The sequence below is a fragment of the Sphingomonas sp. genome (genome assembly GCF_048594985.1).
Classification (GTDB): domain Bacteria; phylum Pseudomonadota; class Alphaproteobacteria; order Sphingomonadales; family Sphingomonadaceae; genus Sphingomonas_I.
The window spans coordinates 1-16,036 of sequence record NZ_JBMDXG010000307.1; the positions used below are offsets into that span (position 1 = coordinate 1).

Genomic DNA, 16,036 nt, shown 5'->3' on the forward strand with positions numbered 1-16,036 from the left:
TATTCGATCCCGCCGGTGAGCTGCTTGACCGCGTCGCGGCGCTGCGCGTGCATTGTTTCCAGATCGAGGCTCATGCTGTCGATCTTCACGCCCAGCTTGGCGAGCGCGCCGCCGGCCGCTTCCTCGTACAGCTCGGAGGCATGCAGCATCGCCTTGGACGGAATGCAGCCGACAGTGAGGCAGGTGCCGCCCAGCGTCTCACGGCTTTCCGCGCAGGCGGTGCGCAGGCCAAGCTGCGCGGCACGGATCGCGGCGACATAACCGCCGGGGCCCGCGCCGATCACGAGGACGTCGAAATCAAAGTCAGCCATTTCGCACTCCGTTCGCCCCGAGCCTGTCGAAGGGCAGCTCTTTCTTCCGCTTCGAAGAAGGTCAGTGCTTCGACAGGCTCAGCACGAACGGAAGACGTAAGGGATTACAGGTCGATCAGCAGGCGCGTCGGATCCTCGATCGCGTTCTTCAGCGCGACGAGGAAGGTCACCGCCTCGCGGCCGTCGATCAGGCGGTGATCGTAGCTGAGCGCCAGATACATCATCGGCCGCACCACGACCTGCCCGTCGCGAACGACAGGGCGTTCCTCGATCCGGTGCAAGCCGAGCACCGCCGACTGCGGCGGATTGATGATCGGGGTCGACATCAGCGAACCGAACACACCACCGTTGGAGATGGTGAAGGTACCGCCCTTCATCTCCTCCATCTTGAGCGTGCCGTCCTTGGCGCGCTTGCCGAAATCGCCGATCGTCTTCTCGATCCCGGCGACCGAAAGCTGGTCGGCATCGCGGATCACCGGCACGACCAGCCCCTGCGGGGCGGACACCGCGACCGAGATGTCGGCATAATCGTGGTAGACGATCTCGTCGCCCTGGATCTGACCGTTGACGCCCGGAATGTCCTTCAGCGCCTGGCACGCGGCCTTCACGAAGAAGCCCATGAAGCCCAGGCGGACGCCATGCTTCTTCTCGAACAGATCCTTATACTTGGCGCGCGCTTCGATCACCGCCGTCATGTCGACGTCGTTGAAGGTCGTCAGCAGGGCGGCGGTATTCTGCGCATCCTTGAGCCGCTTGGCGACGGTCTGGCGCAGGCGCGTCATGCGGACGCGCTCCTCCTTGCGCTGCGGGCCGGCGGCGGGGGCGGCCGGAGCGGCGGCGGCGGCGGGCGCCGCCACGGCCGTGCCGCCCTTGGCGGCGGCGATCACATCGTCCTTGGTCAGGCGACCATCCTTGCCGCTGCCCTTGATCCGGGACGGATCGACGCCGTGCTCCAGCACCGCGCGGCGAACCGACGGCGACAGCGTCTGCGCCGATCCACCGGCCTCCGCCTCGCCGTGATTGCCATAGGCCGCAGGCGCGGCCTGCGGCGCGCCACCGCCCGCGGGTGCGGCGGCGGGGGCCGGCGGCTCCGCCGCCTCGGCCTTGCCGACCGCCGTGCGGTCCTCGACAGCCGGGGTCGCGCTGGTCGACGCGCTGGCGCCTTCCTGGATGCGCGCGATGATCGCGCCGACCTCGACCGTGTCGCCCTCGCCCGCGACATGTTCGGCGAGCACGCCGGCGGCCGGAGCATTGACCTCGACCGCGACCTTGTCGGTCTCAAGGCTGGCGATGGGCTCGTCGGCCTTCACCGCCTCGCCCGGCTGCTTGAGCCACTGGCCCAAGGTCGCTTCGGTGATCGATTCGCCCAGCGTGGGCACCTTCACTTCGGTCGCCATGTTACTTCGCTTTCTTGTCGGTGTCGTGGCCGAGGGCTTCGGCGATCAGCGCCGCCTGCTGCTTGGCATGGTTCTTCATCAGGCCGGTGGCCGTGGCGGCGGAGGCCTTGCGGCCGGCATAGACAGGGCGCGCCGGGCCCTTGCCTGCCTGCGCCAGCGCCTCTTCGATCAGCGGCTCCACGAAGAACCACGACCCGTTATTCTTCGGCTCCTCCTGCGCCCACACCACCGTCTCGAGGTTGGGCAGGCGCGACAGGCGTCCGACGAGCGCGTCCGACGGGAAGGGATAAAGCTGCTCGACGCGCACGATCATCGTGTTCGCGTCGCCGGCCGCATCGCGCGCCTCGGCAAGGTCGTAGAAAACCTTGCCCGAACAGAGGACGAGGCGCTTCACGTCCGCATCGGCCGGCGCGTTCGTATCGTCCAGCATCCGGTGGAAGTGGCTGTCGCCGAGGAACTCGTCGATCGTCGACACCGCCGCCTTGTGCCGCAGCAGCGACTTCGGCGTCATCATGATCAGCGGCTTGCGGAACTTGCGCAGCATCTGGCGGCGCAGGATGTGGAAATAATTGGCCGGCGTGGTGCAATTCGCGACTTGGATATTATCCTCGGCGCACAGCTGAAGATAGCGTTCGAGCCGCGCCGAGCTGTGCTCCGGCCCCTGTCCTTCATACCCATGCGGCAGCAGCATCACGAGGCCGTTCGCGCGCAGCCACTTGGCCTCACCGGCGGCGATGAACTGGTCGATCATCACCTGCGCGCCGTTCGCGAAGTCGCCGAACTGCGCTTCCCACAGCACCAGCGTGTTGGGCGACTGACCGGCATAGCCATATTCGAAGCCGAGCACACCGAACTCGCTCAGCGGGCTGTCGAGCACCTGGAACTTGCGGTCAATGGTCGACAGCGGGAAGTAACGATGGCCGTCCTTCTGGTCGGTCCAGGCGGCGTGGCGCTGGCTGAACGTGCCGCGCCCGACATCCTGGCCCGAAAGACGGACCGGATAGCCGTCGAGCATCAGCGTGCCGAAAGCGAGCGCCTCGGCCGTGGCCCAGTCGAAACCCTGGCCGGTTTCGAACATCTGGCGCTTTGCATCGAGGATGCGGACCAGCGTCTTGTGCGGCGAGAAATCGTCGGGAACGGTGGTGAGGACGCCGGCAACCTTGTCCAGCGCCTCCCGCGTCACGCCGCTGGCGGCGGCACGACGCTCGGTAATCGGCTCGCGCGGGGCGGCCAGGCCGGCCCATTCGCCCTCGAACCAGTCGGCCTTGTTCGCCTTGTAGCTCTTGCCCGCCTCAAATTCGTCCTCGAGCTGCGCGACGAACGCGGCCTCGGCATTGCCGAGCCAATCGGCATCGATCTGCCCCTCGGCGACGAGGCGGTCGGCATAGAGCTTCGAGACCGGCGGGTGCTTGCGGATCTCGTCATACATCAGCGGCTGGGTGAAGCCCGGCTCGTCGCCCTCATTGTGGCCGAAGCGGCGATAGCACCACATGTCGATCACGACGTCGCGCTTAAATTTGGCGCGGAATTCGGTCGCGATCTTGCACGCGAAGGTTACCGCCTCGGGATCGTCGCCATTGACGTGCAGGATCGGCGCCTGGACCATCTTGGCGATGTCCGAGCAGTACGGCGACGAGCGCGCGAACTGCGGCGAGGTGGTGAAGCCCACCTGGTTGTTGATGATGAAGTGGACCGTGCCGCCCGTATTGTAGCCGCGGATCCCGGAGAAGCCGAAGCATTCCATGATCACGCCCTGGCCCGCAAAGGCCGCGTCGCCATGGATCAGGATCGGCAGCACCTTGGCCCGCTCATTGTCCTGCAGTGTCGTCTGCTTGGCGCGCGCCTTGCCGAGCACGACCGGGTCGACCGCCTCGAGGTGAGAGGGATTGGGCGCGAGGCTGAGGTGGATGGCGTTGCCGTCGAATTCCCGATCGGTCGACGTGCCGAGGTGATATTTGACGTCGCCCGAACCGCCGACATCCTCCGGATTCGCCGATCCGCCGGCGAATTCGTGGAAGAGGATCCGATACGGCTTCTTCATCACGTTGGTGAGCACGTTGAGGCGGCCGCGATGCGCCATGCCGATCACGACCTGCTCGACACCCGCCGCGCCGCCATATTTCAGCACCGCTTCGAGCGCCGGAATCATGCTCTCGCCGCCGTCGAGCCCGAAGCGCTTCGTGCCGACATACTTCTTGGCGAGGAATTTTTCCCACTGCTCGGCCTCGACGACCTTGCCGAGGATCGCCTTCTTGCCTTCCGGCGTGAAGCTGATCTCCTTGTCCTTGCCCTCCATGTGCGCCTGGAGGAACTCGCGCTCCTCGACGTCCTGGATGTGCATGAACTCCAGCCCGACCTTGCCGCAATAATTCTTGCGCAGGATGGCCACGATTTCGCGCACGGTCGCGCGCTCGACGCCGAGCCAGCCCCCCAGGAAGATCGGGCGATCCATGTCGGCGGCGGTGAAGCCGTGATATTCGGGCGTCAGGTCGGCCGGGCTTTCCTGATGCGCCAGGCCGAGGGGATCGAGATCGGCGAGCAGGTGGCCGCGCACGCGATAGGTGCGGATCAGCGTCACGGCCCGGATCGAATCGAGCGCCGCCGCTGCGATGTCGCCCGGCTGAACCGTGGCCGCCGGGGCAGGCGCGGCTGCCGCAGGCTTTCCGCCTTTGGCCGGCTTGGGCGCAGGCTCCATCTGCGTCGGATCGAGCCCGGCGGTGAGCGCGTCGGTCTCCTGCGGCGGCCAGTTCGGTCGCGCCCAGCTTGGCCCGGTGACCGTCGTCTCCAGCGCCTGGAAATAGTCCCGCCAGCCGGCATCCACCGACTGCGGATCGGCGCGGTATCGTTGGTACAGCGCCTCCGCGAAGGAGGGACTTACGCCCTCCAGCCCGTCGAAGCCGATCCCTTCGATACCCATCGTTCGTCCTTCATCGCTTTGCCGCCAGAAAGAAACGGCCCGTCGCGGCGCGAATAGTCAGGTGATCCTGACCCTTCCGTTAATCAACCCTTCAGCAGCGCGGAAAGCGTCGCACCGAGCTCGGACGGGCTGGCCGCCACGCGGATGCCGGCCTCCTCCATCGCCGCAATCTTGCTCTCGGCGCCACCCTGACCGCCCGAAACGATCGCGCCGGCATGACCCATGCGGCGCCCCGGGGGCGCGGTGCGGCCCGCGATGAAGCCGGCCATCGGCTTCTTGCGACCGCGCTTCGCCTCGTCCTTCAGAAACTGCGCTGCCTCTTCCTCGGCCGAACCGCCGATCTCGCCGATCATGATGATCGACTGGGTCGCGTCGTCGGCCAGGAACAGTTCCAGCACGTCGATGAAGTTGGTGCCATTGACCGGATCGCCGCCGATGCCGACCGCCGTGGTCTGGCCGAGACCCTCGTTCGTGGTCTGGAACACCGCCTCGTAGGTCAGCGTGCCGGAACGCGAAACGACGCCGACCGAACCCTTGGAGAAGATGTTGCCCGGCATGATGCCGATCTTGCATTCGTTCGGGGTCAGCACGCCGGGGCAGTTCGGGCCGATCAGGCGGCTCTTCGAACCCGACAGCGCGCGCTTGACGCGGACCATGTCGAGCACCGGAATCCCCTCGGTGATGCACACGATCAGCGGCACCTCGGCGTCGATCGCCTCGAGGATCGAGTCGGCCGCGAAGGGCGGCGGCACGTAGATGACGGAGGCGTCGGCGCCGGTCGTCGCGACCGCCTCATGCACCGTGTCGAACACGGGCAGGCCGATATGCGTTTGCCCGCCCTTGCCCGGCGTCACGCCCCCCACGACCTGCGTGCCGTAGGCGATCGCCTGTTCGGAATGGAACGTGCCCTGCTGGCCGGTGAAGCCTTGGGTGATGACCTTGGTATTGGCGTTAACAAGGATCGACATCGGTATTCAGCGTCCTTCGTGTACGGAACGGCCGTCAGGCCAGGCTCTCGTCGATACCCTTGCAGGCAACCAGCAATTCCTTGACCGCATCGACCGAGACCTGAAGATACTTCTTGGCCTCTTCATCCAGCGCGATCTCGACCACTTCCTCGACGCCGCCGGCACCGATCACCACCGGCACGCCGACGTAAAGGCCATCGAGGCCATATTGGCCGTCGACATAGGCAGCGCACGGCAGGATGCGCTTCTGGTCGTTGAGATAGGCCTCGGCCATCGCGATGCCGCTGGTCGCGGGCGCGTAGAAGGCCGAGCCGGTCTTGAGCAGGCCCACGATCTCACCACCGCCGCCGCGCGTGCGCTTGACGATGGCGTCGATCTTGTCCTGCGTCGTGCGGCCGAGCTTGACGAGGTCGGGCACCGGGATGCCGTTGACGGTGGAATATTGCACCACCGGCACCATCGTGTCGCCATGGCCGCCGAGCACGAACGTGTTCACGTCCTTGACCGAAACGCTGAACTCCTCGGCGAGGAAGGTCGAGAAACGGGCCGAGTCGAGCACGCCCGCCATGCCCACCACCTTGTTGTGCGGCAGGCCGGAAAATTCGCGCAGTGCCCAGACCATCGCGTCGAGCGGGTTGGTGATGCAGATGACGAATGCGTCGGGCGCGTGCGCCTTGATGCCCTCGCCGACCGACTTCATCACCTTGAGGTTGATGCCGAGCAGGTCGTCGCGGCTCATGCCGGGCTTACGCGGCACGCCGGCGGTGACGATGATCACATCGGCGCCGGCGATGTCGGCATAATCGTTCGTGCCGGTGATCTTGGCATCGAAGCCCTCGATCGGGCCGCACTGGCTGAGGTCGAGCGCCTTGCCCTGCGGAACGCCTTCCGCGATGTCGAACAGGACGACGTCGCCCAGTTCCTTCTTGGCCGCGAGATGCGCCAAGGTGCCGCCGATATTGCCCGCGCCGATAAGCGCAATTTTCTTTCGAGCCATGCGACTCCCTTCACAAGATTCAGTGTGCGAGAGAGCGGTTGCAAAATGATGCGACCGCGAAAAGCTGCGCGGGCCGCTTAGCCCCATCCTCCCGGGGGTTCAACCGCGCAGCGCGGTGTTTTGTAGGGAAATGCGTCAGGCACCGGCAGGAAGCGGGGCGGCAGCCGGAGGATCGGTCTCCACCCGGCGCTCCGGCCGCAATATTCCCGACGGCGCGGCCGTGCCGCTACGCAGCAGACGGGCCCGCTCGAATCCGATCAGGCGCGATCCGGCGGCGATCAGCATCAACAGCATCGGCACGCGATCGATGAAGCTCATGAACGAGAGCTCGACGAGCATCACCACGAACATCGTGATCACCACCGCGCGTACGCTGAGCAGCGCCTTGTCGCGGATCGCACGATAGCCGACGATCTGTTTGCGCAGCATCATGAAGGCAAGCACCGCCAACGGCACCAGCCCGGCGAGGCCGCTCATCAGGAAGATGTTCAGATAGGTATTCACCAGGTCAACAATCTGCTGCCCCTGCGTGATGTCCTCCAGGCGCACGAGCGCAAAGGCAAGTGAGGTTCCGAACAGGGGATATTTCATGCCCTCTTCCAGGCCCCGCTGCAGCAGCAGCTCGCGATAGTCGTACACGCCCTCGACCCCGCCGGCGTTGAGATTGAGGAAGCCTGCCAGCGTCGAGGAAAATTGCGCGCCGAATATGACGAGGATCGCCGCAACGGCACCGCCCCCCGCGCTGGCAAACGCCAACCCATATTTCCGGCGGACGATACAGTAGATCACATAGCCAAGGACGAAACAGGCGGTGTTGCCGCGCGACTGGGTCATCAGCAGCCCGACGAACAGCGCCAGTATCCAGCATATCCACGCCCAGCGCTGCCGAATGAAATCACGCATCGTGAAGGTGACCACCAGCGCCAGCGCGAAGAAGAAAGCGAGCGACAATGGTCCCGCCATCGTCGTCGAGGCCCGCAGCGCGCCGCCGCGCTGCATGAAGCTCTTCGACACCATGGTCCCGCTCTCCCACAGTCGAACCTCGATCACGCCGAACATCGCCCAGCCGAAGGTCGCCTCGTAGACCGCATACAGAGACAGGATGGCGGCCCCGAACATCAGACAGGCAAGCACGCGACGGAACTCGTCGATCGACCGGACATGGTTGCGGAACAGGAGGTAGGGCACGACGATCATGGTGAACATCGACAGCCCTTCCTTGAGGAAGAGCGAGGCGGATGGGAAACGCAACTTCGCCACCCAGAATATGAAGAGCACGAGGGCCACGAAGGCATCCTCCACCCGGAACCCGCGCAGCGGGCGCGCGCGAGGACGCGGGTTGGCATAGCCATAGAGGAGGAGTGCCATGCCCAGGAAATCGTGGACGTTGAAATCGCCGAAATAGACTGGCCCGAGATACAGGCGCCAGATAACGGTCGGCAGCAGCGCGATCGCAAGCACGTAGCGGCACACGGCGTCGAGCCGGTCGCGCACCGTCGCGAGCGTGACGATGGTGGCGAAACCGTTGTAGATCATCGCGCTCGGGGCATAAAAACCGGCCAGCGTGATAAGCGCGAACCAGATCACGAACAGCGGCCCGACATGGCGGCGCAGCGTCCTGCCGATCAGGCTGTAGGCGATCGGATAGCTGATGGCGAACAGGACCATCAGAATGATGTAGATCTTCACCGCGCGCCGCTCCCGAGCCCTGCTGCCGCCGACCTATCGCAAGAGGCGCACGGCGGGAAGCACCCCGCCCCGCATGCGCGGTCCGTCATGCCGCGCCATGCCCCTCGGCCAGATATTCCGCCGACTGCATCTCCATCAGGCGCGAGACCGTCCGCTCGAATTCGAACGCGCCGTCACCCTCCGGATAGAGCGCCTGTGGTGTGGCCGCCGCTGCGGCGATCAGCTTGACGCGGTGCTCGTAGAGCGCGTCGATCAGCACCTTGAACCGCGCGGCCTGGTCGCGGCGCTCGGGCCCCATGACGGGGATGCCGACGACGATCACGGTGTGGAACGCGCGCGCGATCGCGAGATAGTCGGCCGCCCCGCGCGGTTCGCCGCACAGCCGCTTGAATGAGAAGACCCCGACGCCCTTGAGCGCCTTGGGCACGTGCAGCGTGCGGCCGCCCGGAACCTTGAGCTCGAGCGAGGGCACGTGCGCGCGATCGTCGGGCGGGTAATCGGTCATGCGGAAGAAGGCGCGGCTGACCGCTGCGGTCGCTTCGTCCCCCAGCGGCGTGTACCAGGTCGGCGCCCCGGCCAGACGCGCGAGGCGATAATCGGTCGGCCCGTCGAGCGCCAACACGTCCATCCGCGCCTCGATCAGGTCGATGAAGGGCAGGAACAGCGCGCGATTGAGCCCGTCCTTGTAGAGATCGCGCGGCGGACGGTTCGACGTGGTCACCACGGTCGTGCCGTGATCCATGATGGCGGTGAACAGCCGGCTCATGATCGCCGCGTCGGCGGTGTTGTTGACCACCATTTCGTCGAAGGCGAGGAGCCGCGCCTCGGCCGCGATCGCCGCCGCGACCGGCGGGATCGGATCGCCATGCTCGCCTGCGCGCTCGATCCGCAGCCGATCGTGAACCTCGAGCATGAATTCGTGGAAGTGGACCCGGCGCTTCGGACGCATGTTCGCGCACTCGTAAAGCAGGTCCATCAGCATCGATTTGCCGCGCCCTACCCCACCCCAGAGATAGACGCCGCGCACCGGCTCCGGCCGGCGGCCGAGCATCCGCCAGAGCAGGCTGCCCTTGGTCGGCTGCGCTTCCAGCTCGGCCGCGAGCCGATCGAGCCGCTCCGCGACGCGGCGCTGGGCGGGATCGGGACGGAGTTCGCCGGCCGCGGCCAGCCGGTCATAGCGTGCGAGAGGCGTGGGCATGGATCAGGGGGCCGAGATGATTGTCCGGGGCTTGCGGGTATGGAGGAAGCGCGCCCGGACAGCGGCCTGCGCCGGTCGCTCGATCATGCGATAGGACGTATAAGCAAAGGCGATCACGACCAGCAGATAGGCGAGGAAGAATCCGCCGCCGAGCGCGATGGTTACCGGATAGAGGCCGAACCCCGCCCCAAGCAGAAACAGCATCTGCAGCGGGGTGTGCCACATATAAGTCGAATAGGTGATGTCGCCGACGGTGCGGAGCCGCTTGAAGAAGGGCTGCAGCCCCATCAGCTCGCCCGAGGCGAGGAGGAGAAGCGCGGGGACGAACAGGCCGACCAAGCGGATCGTGAGCGGCAAGCGATCGATCCGCCCCGACAGCAGCGCCAGCGTCCACACGATCAGCACCAGCCCCCAGAACACTGCCAGCATGCCACGCGACCGTACGGGCGTCAGGACGAAGCAGGCATAACCGGCCGCACCCGCGAAGAAGAAGGCGCCGCAGAGGAAGATGAGGTTCTGGGTCGCCGCGCTGAGCAGCAGGAAAACCCCGGCCAGGACCCCCGCGGTCAAAAGGCTGGGCCGCGTCACGCGAACATAAGCCCAGAAGGCCAGGTAGATCAGGATCTCGACCGACACCGACCACACCGGCCCGTTGAACGACAGGCGCTGCGCGTCCCACCAGGCGGACGCGAAGAAGAGATGCCGCACGAACTCGGCGGCGCTGTTGTCCGGATAGATCAGGAAAGGCCCGAACCGGCCCATGCTGACCGCCTGCACCGCCGCGACGATCAGCAAAGTCAGCAGATGCAGCGGGTAGAGGCGGGCCAGCCGGTTGACGAAGAAGGTCCGCGCGCCAACCGCTTCGCCCGCATAGACGTTCATGAAGACGAAGCCGGAAATCGTCCAGAAGAGCTGGACGGCCAGCGCGCCGTTCGCGCGCAACCAGCCGAGGTCGCGCAGGATCGGAACCGTATCCAGCCGCTCGGGCGCAATCGCCAGCGCGCCGTTGCCCATCGTGAAATGGGTGTAATGGAAGACCAGGATCGAGATCGCGGCGAGCCCGCGCAGGATGTCGATCGAATAGAAGGTCTCGCGGATCGCGCCCGTGGGCTGCGTCAGCAGACCGAGGTAATGCCGCATGTCTTCCCCCCGAACAAACGGCCGCGTCGCCTTCCCCAACCCCGGCGACGATCAGAGCTGGCGCTCGATCTCCATCTTCTTGATCTCGGCGATCGCGCGGGCCGGGCTGAGCCCCTTGGGACAGACGTTGGCGCAATTCATGATCGTATGGCAGCGATAGAGGCGGAACGGATCCTCGAGCTCGTCGAGCCGCTCGCCGGTCATCTCGTCGCGGCTGTCCGCCAGCCAGCGATAGGCCTGGAGCAGGATCGCCGGGCCCAGGAACTTGTCCGAATTCCACCAATAGCTGGGGCACGAGGTCGAGCAGCAGGCGCAGAGGATGCATTCGTAGAGGCCGTCGAGCTTCGAGCGATCCTCGGGCGACTGCAGCCGCTCCTTGGCCGACGGCGCCGGCGTGACCGTCTGCAGCCACGGACGGATCGAGGCATATTGCGCGTAGAAATGGGTGAAGTCGGGGACGAGATCCTTGACCACGTCCATGTGCGGCAGCGGCGTGATCCGCACCTCGCCTTTCATGTCCTCGATCGCGGTCGTGCAGGCGAGCCCGTTGCGGCCGTTGATGTTCATCGAGCAGGAGCCGCAAATGCCCTCGCGGCACGAACGGCGGAAGGTGAGCGTCGAATCGATCTCGTTCTTGATCTTGAGCAGCGCGTCGAGGACCATTGGCCCGGTCTGGTCGAGATCGAGCTCGTAGGTGTCGTAACGCGGATTCTCACCTGAATCCGGATCGTAGCGATAAATCTTGAAGGCTCGCTTCCGCCCCGCCTCGGGCGCCGGATGGGACTTGCCCTTGGTGATGCGGGAATTCTTCGGAAGCCTGAATTCTGCCATTTGATCGCCTACCTCTTGGGGCGCGCTGATAAGCATTATGGTGCAGGTGCGAAACCCCCTATGCGCGATTGTGGCCACGTGGACGCGCGTTGCGGTTGCGGCCCCCTGCCCCGGCTGCTAGCCGCGCTGCCCATGTCCGTAGACGCCGCGCAGGTCCGCAAGATCGCCAGCCTCGCCCGCATCGCCGTCACCGATGGCGAGGTGGAAGCGATGACGCATGAGCTCAACAACATTCTCGGCTGGGTCGAGCAGCTCGGCGAGGTCGACACCGCCGGAGTCGAGCCGCTCGCGGCGGTCATTCCCAACCATCTGCGCCTGCGCGAGGACGTGATCAACGATGGCGACATCCGCGATGCGGTGCTCGCCAACGCCCCGCAGGCCGAACATGGCTTCTTCGCCGTGCCCAAGGTGATCGAATAGTGAGCGACCTGACCGACCTCGGCATCGCGGACATCCGCGACGGCTTCCGCGCCGGCGACTTTACCGCGCGCGAGGTGGCGGAGGCGTTCAACGCCGCCGTCGCCGCGGCCAAGCCGCTCAACGCCTTCATCGTCGACACGCCCGAACATGCGCTCGCCGCCGCCGATGCCGCCGACCAGGAGCGAAGCGAAGGATCGGTCCGTCCGCTGTCGGGCGTACCCCTCGGCATCAAGGACCTGTTCTGCACCGACGGCGTGCAGACCACGGCGGCCAGCCACATGCTGGAGGGGTTTGTTCCGACCTACGAATCGACCGTGACCGAACGGCTGTTCCTCGCCGGGGCGGGGATGCTGGGGAAGCTCAATCTCGATCAGTTCGCGATGGGCTCGTCGAACGAGACCAGCTATTTCGGCAATGTCATCTCCCCATGGCGACGCAATGACGGCGGAAACGCGCCGCTCGCCCCCGGCGGTTCGTCGGGTGGCAGCTCGGCCGCGGTCGCCGCGCGGATCGCGCCGGGCGCGACGGGCACCGACACCGGCGGATCGATCCGCCAGCCGGCCGCCTTCGCCGGCATTTCGGGCATCAAGCCGACCTATGGCCGCTGCTCGCGCTGGGGCACGATCGCGTTCGCGTCCAGCCTCGACCAGGCGGGCGCGATGGCGCGCGATGTCCGCGACTGCGCGATCATGCTGGAGGCGATGGCCGGGTTCGATCCGAAGGACGCGACCAGCCTCGACCTGCCCGTGCCCGCATGGGAAGAAAATCTGTCGGGCGACCTGCGGGGCAAGACGGTCGGCATCCCCCGGGAATACCGCGTCGACGACATGCCGGCGGAGATCGAGGCGCTGTGGCAGCGCGGGATCGAGCTGATGCGCGATGCCGGCGCCAACGTGGTCGAAGTGTCGCTGCCGCATACCAAATATGCGCTGCCGACCTACTACATCATCGCCCCGGCGGAGGCGTCATCGAACCTCGCCCGCTATGACGGCGTGCGTTACGGCCTGCGCGATTTGCCCGAGGGCGCGAACCTGCAGGACATGTACTCCGCGACACGCGCGGACGGGTTCGGGGCGGAGGTGAAGCGCCGCATCCTGATCGGCACCTACGTGCTGTCGGCCGGCTTTTACGACGCCTATTTCACGAAGGCGCAGCGCGTCCGCTCACTGATCGTGCGCGATTTCGCGCAGGCATTCGAAACGTGCGACGTGCTGCTCACCCCGACCGCGCCGTCGGCGGCATTCGCGCTGGGCGAGAAATCGGCCGATCCGCTGGCGATGTATCTCAACGACGTCTTCACCGTGCCGAGTTCGCTCGCCGGCCTGCCCGCAATGTCGGTGCCCGGCGGGCTCGACCAGACCGGCCTGCCGCTCGGGCTCCAGATCATCGGCCGCCCGCTCGACGAGCAGGCGGTGTTGAACGCCGGGCTGGCGATCGAGGAGCGGGCCGGCTTTTCCGCACGCCCCGGCCGCTGGTGGTAGGGCTCCGGGCGCGCGGCTGAACGGCCGGGCGCCGGCGTTCAGAACGGCCCGAACAGCAGCAGCGCGGCCTCCCACAGGCCCCAGCCGATCGCGCCGCCCAGCGCCCCGGCGGCGAAGCCGTACGCTTCCTCGCGGATGCTGAGCAGGCCGACGCGCCGGAGGTTGAAGAGAAAGCAGAGCAGGCCGGGCAGTTCGACCGTGCCGACCACCGCCACCAGCAGCATGACGTCCCCCGTGACCAGCCCGATCGCCCCGCCGACCACGAGCCAGACGATGCGGAAGATGTTGGACACCAGCATCGACTTGGTGTGGCCCAGCGCCATCAGCACTTGGTTCGCGACGTAGCTGGGCATCATCAGCATCGTCGAAATGGCGAGCAGGCGCAGGTAGATCGACACGTCGCGGTAGCGATCGTCGTACAGCATCTCCACCAGCAGCGGCGCGCCGCCGATCAGGCCGCCGACTGCGAACATGTACAGGCAGACGACCTTGCGCCGGCGATCGTAGAAGACTCGCCGCAGCGATCCCGGCTCGTCCCGCGCCACGCGCGCATAGATCGGGTAGAGGACGCGATTAGCGTAATTATACGCCAACGTGGCGGGCGCGAGGTTGAGCGTCGTCGCGATCGCGTACAGGCCGTAGACGGTGAGCGGCATCAGCCGGGCCAGCACGATCTTGTCCGACTGCATGACCAGCAGGGTCAGCAGGCTCGACATCGCGATATAGCGCGAGAAGCTCCACATCTCCTTCGACCGGGGCGCGCTGAACGTCCAGCGGCGGCGCGACTGCGGAAACAGGGTGTAGGACAGGACGGCCTTGACCAGCGCGCCGCCGATCATCCCACAGATCAGCGCCCAATAGCTGCGCCAGACGAGCGCGATCAGGACCGAGAGGATCAGCGTGACGACGTTCAGCGCCAGATCGAGCATGCTGAGCCGCCACAGCTTCTGCTCGCGGATCGCGGTGGCGAAGGCGAGCGAGGAGCCGGCCTCGATCAGGAAGCTGACGCTCCACACCGCGATCACGAGCGCCATTTCAGGCTTTTCGAGGAAGGTCGCCGCCGGCTGCGCCAGCGCGATCATCGCCCCGCACAGGATCAGCCCGCGAATCAGGCGGATCGACCAGACCTGATCGAGGAAGCGGGGATCGTCCCCCTCGGCATGGCGGACGATGAAGGCGCTCAGCCCGACTTCGGACAGCATCGTCAGCACGTAGGCGACCGAGGTGACCACCCCGACCACGCCGTATGCATGCGCATCGAGCAGCCGCGTCAGCGTCATCGACGAGACGATGCGCAGCATGTTGGTGACGATCGCGTGGAAGGCGATGCTCGCGGCGCCGCCCGTCATCATCTGCTTGATGCGCGCCGCCGCCGGCAGGCGCGCGGGACTGATGGTCATGACGATCGGTTTCCTGGATTTCGGAACGGGGGAAAGGAGACGTCCTCGTGGACGCGCCCGCGGGCCATCAGGGCGCTGCGCGGACGAGGGGACGGATGACGGGCTTGGGAACGGTCACGATGCTGTCCGGCGGTACGTCCTGCGCCAGCACCACGTTCGCCCCGATGGTCGATCCCGCGCCGATCACTACCGGGCCCACGATCACCGCGCCCGCGCCGATCTGGCAATTGGGGCCGATCACCGGCTTCAGCCAGCGCGCGTCGCCATGCTGGCGCAGGCCGAAGGTGGTGTTCTGGCGGATGTGGACGTCGTCGCCGATCTCCAGCGCCTCCAGCGTCATGCCGCCCTGGTGCCAGATGCGCACGCGCCGCCCGACGCGCGTGGTGTAGGTCAGATCGATCCCGCACAGCCATTGCACATGCTTGTGCGCGATCCGGAACAGCAGCCCGCACAGCGCGCGCAGGAGCTTGTTGCGCACCCCCATGCGCCAGTTGCCGAAGCGATGCACCGCGATCGCCCAGAAGCCCTGGCTCCACGGATCGCGCCCGTGCGTTTCATAATCCTCGCGCAGGAGCTGACGCAGCGTCCGGCCGGGGGGATTGAGATTGTACCGCCCGAGGTCGAGGTCGCTCTGCGGGCGGACCAGCGGATCGGGCGAGGGGTGCGCGGGCAGGCCGGTCATGCCACGCCCATGCCCGAGGCGCGCTTGTCCGGCCGGTACATGATCCCCCCCGGCCCATAATATGCGCTGAGGAAGTCGCGCCAGTAGCGCGGCGGATCATCCCGCCGGCGCCCGCGCAAGCCTCCCAGCAGCCGGCCCACCGGATAGCCCGCAAGCCACAGCAGATTGGCGAGGTGCGCGCCCCCGCGGCCATAAAGATGGATCAGGAGCCGCGCGCGCGAGGCGAACCAGTAACGCGGCCGCCGCCGTTGCGCGCGGGCCGCCCCGGTCACCCCCGTGGCCTGCCCACCGAGATGCATCACCCGGCTCGCGGGCACCGACCAGATGCCGAACCCGGCCTCCGCCGCGCGCGCGCAGTAATCGGTCTCCTCGAAATAGAGGAAATAATCCTCGTCCATCAGGCCGATCCGTTCGATCACCGCGCGCGTCACCATCATGCTGGTCCCGCTCACCCAGTCGGTGGGCGCGGGTGCCTGCGGCTGGGGCGGAGCCACGACCGGATTGCCAAGCAGGCGCGTGACCGGCCCGAAATCGATGGCGGCGGCCAGCTCGCTGCGCGGCGAATGGAAGCGGAAGGCGCTCGGCCAGACCGTCCCGTCCTCTTC

13 protein-coding genes and 1 pseudogene are annotated in these 16,036 nt (G+C 66.5%); 2 read left to right on the forward strand and 12 right to left on the reverse strand.

Features of this window, described 5'->3' with window-relative positions:
* The 9 genes from ACOJSF_RS12700 to ACOJSF_RS12740 all read right to left on the reverse strand — a co-directional run.
* Positions 1 to 311: FAD-dependent oxidoreductase (locus ACOJSF_RS12700; protein WP_420142566.1), on the reverse strand; the 311-nt coding region annotated here is incomplete at its 3' end.
* Positions 312 to 415: 104 nt separating this feature from the next.
* Positions 416 to 1,708 (reverse strand): 2-oxoglutarate dehydrogenase complex dihydrolipoyllysine-residue succinyltransferase, encoded by a 1,293-nt coding sequence (gene odhB / locus ACOJSF_RS12705; protein ID WP_420142567.1) that lies wholly within the window; start codon positions 1,706 to 1,708, stop codon positions 416 to 418.
* A 1-nt stretch (position 1,709) separates the two neighbouring features.
* The gene (locus ACOJSF_RS12710) at positions 1,710 to 4,625 is read right to left on the reverse strand and encodes a 2-oxoglutarate dehydrogenase E1 component (protein ID WP_420142568.1); all 2,916 of its coding nucleotides are present in this window, start codon (positions 4,623 to 4,625) and stop codon (positions 1,710 to 1,712) included.
* Positions 4,626 to 4,708: 83 nt separating this feature from the next.
* Positions 4,709 to 5,593, reverse strand: coding sequence for a succinate--CoA ligase subunit alpha (gene sucD / locus ACOJSF_RS12715; RefSeq protein WP_420142569.1), 885 nt, complete (start codon positions 5,591 to 5,593; stop codon positions 4,709 to 4,711).
* 34 nt (positions 5,594 to 5,627) lie between these two features.
* Positions 5,628 to 6,590, reverse strand: coding sequence for a malate dehydrogenase (gene mdh, locus ACOJSF_RS12720; RefSeq protein ID WP_420142570.1), 963 nt, complete (start codon positions 6,588 to 6,590; stop codon positions 5,628 to 5,630).
* 135 nt (positions 6,591 to 6,725) lie between these two features.
* A complete protein-coding gene (locus tag ACOJSF_RS12725) occupies positions 6,726 to 8,279 on the reverse strand; it encodes an O-antigen ligase family protein (RefSeq protein WP_420142571.1) in 1,554 nt (517 codons plus the stop codon).
* 85 nt (positions 8,280 to 8,364) lie between these two features.
* On the reverse strand, positions 8,365 to 9,477 hold the full coding sequence (zapE, locus tag ACOJSF_RS12730; RefSeq protein WP_420142572.1) for a cell division protein ZapE: 1,113 nt from the start codon (positions 9,475 to 9,477) through the stop codon (positions 8,365 to 8,367).
* A gap of 3 nt (positions 9,478 to 9,480) precedes the next feature.
* Complete coding sequence (locus tag ACOJSF_RS12735) at positions 9,481 to 10,617, reverse strand: acyltransferase family protein (RefSeq protein ID WP_420142573.1); 1,137 nt, start codon at positions 10,615 to 10,617, stop codon at positions 9,481 to 9,483.
* Positions 10,618 to 10,668: 51 nt separating this feature from the next.
* Positions 10,669 to 11,448 (reverse strand): succinate dehydrogenase iron-sulfur subunit, encoded by a 780-nt coding sequence (locus tag ACOJSF_RS12740; protein ID WP_420142574.1) that lies wholly within the window; start codon positions 11,446 to 11,448, stop codon positions 10,669 to 10,671.
* A gap of 132 nt (positions 11,449 to 11,580) precedes the next feature.
* Between ACOJSF_RS12740 and gatC the strand changes: the two genes are divergently transcribed.
* Both gatC and gatA read left to right on the forward strand, forming a co-directional pair.
* The gene (gene gatC, locus ACOJSF_RS12745) at positions 11,581 to 11,868 is read left to right on the forward strand and encodes an Asp-tRNA(Asn)/Glu-tRNA(Gln) amidotransferase subunit GatC (protein WP_420142575.1); all 288 of its coding nucleotides are present in this window, start codon (positions 11,581 to 11,583) and stop codon (positions 11,866 to 11,868) included.
* Positions 11,868 to 13,349 (forward strand): Asp-tRNA(Asn)/Glu-tRNA(Gln) amidotransferase subunit GatA, encoded by a 1,482-nt coding sequence (gene gatA / locus ACOJSF_RS12750; protein WP_420142576.1) that lies wholly within the window; start codon positions 11,868 to 11,870, stop codon positions 13,347 to 13,349. Before gatC ends, gatA begins: the two co-directional genes overlap by 1 nt.
* A 38-nt stretch (positions 13,350 to 13,387) precedes the next feature.
* Here gatA and ACOJSF_RS12755 read toward each other — a convergent pair whose 3' ends face one another.
* From ACOJSF_RS12755 to ACOJSF_RS12765, 3 genes and pseudogenes are all read right to left on the reverse strand, one after another.
* Entirely contained in the window at positions 13,388 to 14,749 is a 1,362-nt protein-coding gene (locus ACOJSF_RS12755; protein WP_420142577.1) for an oligosaccharide flippase family protein, read from the reverse strand.
* Between the two features lie 67 nt (positions 14,750 to 14,816).
* Positions 14,817 to 15,431: a serine O-acetyltransferase gene (locus ACOJSF_RS12760; protein ID WP_420142578.1), complete on the reverse strand. Its 615-nt coding sequence runs from the start codon at positions 15,429 to 15,431 to the stop codon at positions 14,817 to 14,819.
* A pseudogene (locus ACOJSF_RS12765) lies at positions 15,428 to 16,036 on the reverse strand (glycosyltransferase family 2 protein); the annotation flags it as partial. The pseudogene ACOJSF_RS12765 and the gene ACOJSF_RS12760, both read right to left, overlap by 4 nt.

Bases quoted from the DNA above. Each gene is read 5' to 3' on its own strand.
- gatC (WP_420142575.1), top strand. From the start codon at position 11,581: ATGTCCGTAGACGCCGCGCAGGTCCGCAAGATCGCCAGCCTCGCCCGC.
- mdh (WP_420142570.1), bottom strand. From the start codon at position 6,590: ATGGCTCGAAAGAAAATTGCGCTTATCGGCGCGGGCAATATCGGCGGC.
- sucD (WP_420142569.1), bottom strand. From the start codon at position 5,593: ATGTCGATCCTTGTTAACGCCAATACCAAGGTCATCACCCAAGGCTTC.
- odhB (WP_420142567.1), bottom strand. From the start codon at position 1,708: ATGGCGACCGAAGTGAAGGTGCCCACGCTGGGCGAATCGATCACCGAA.
- ACOJSF_RS12710 (WP_420142568.1), bottom strand. From the start codon at position 4,625: ATGGGTATCGAAGGGATCGGCTTCGACGGGCTGGAGGGCGTAAGTCCC.
- ACOJSF_RS12755 (WP_420142577.1), bottom strand. From the start codon at position 14,749: ATGACCATCAGTCCCGCGCGCCTGCCGGCGGCGGCGCGCATCAAGCAG.
- ACOJSF_RS12735 (WP_420142573.1), bottom strand. From the start codon at position 10,617: ATGCGGCATTACCTCGGTCTGCTGACGCAGCCCACGGGCGCGATCCGC.
- ACOJSF_RS12760 (WP_420142578.1), bottom strand. From the start codon at position 15,431: ATGACCGGCCTGCCCGCGCACCCCTCGCCCGATCCGCTGGTCCGCCCG.
- ACOJSF_RS12740 (WP_420142574.1), bottom strand. From the start codon at position 11,448: ATGGCAGAATTCAGGCTTCCGAAGAATTCCCGCATCACCAAGGGCAAG.
- zapE (WP_420142572.1), bottom strand. From the start codon at position 9,477: ATGCCCACGCCTCTCGCACGCTATGACCGGCTGGCCGCGGCCGGCGAA.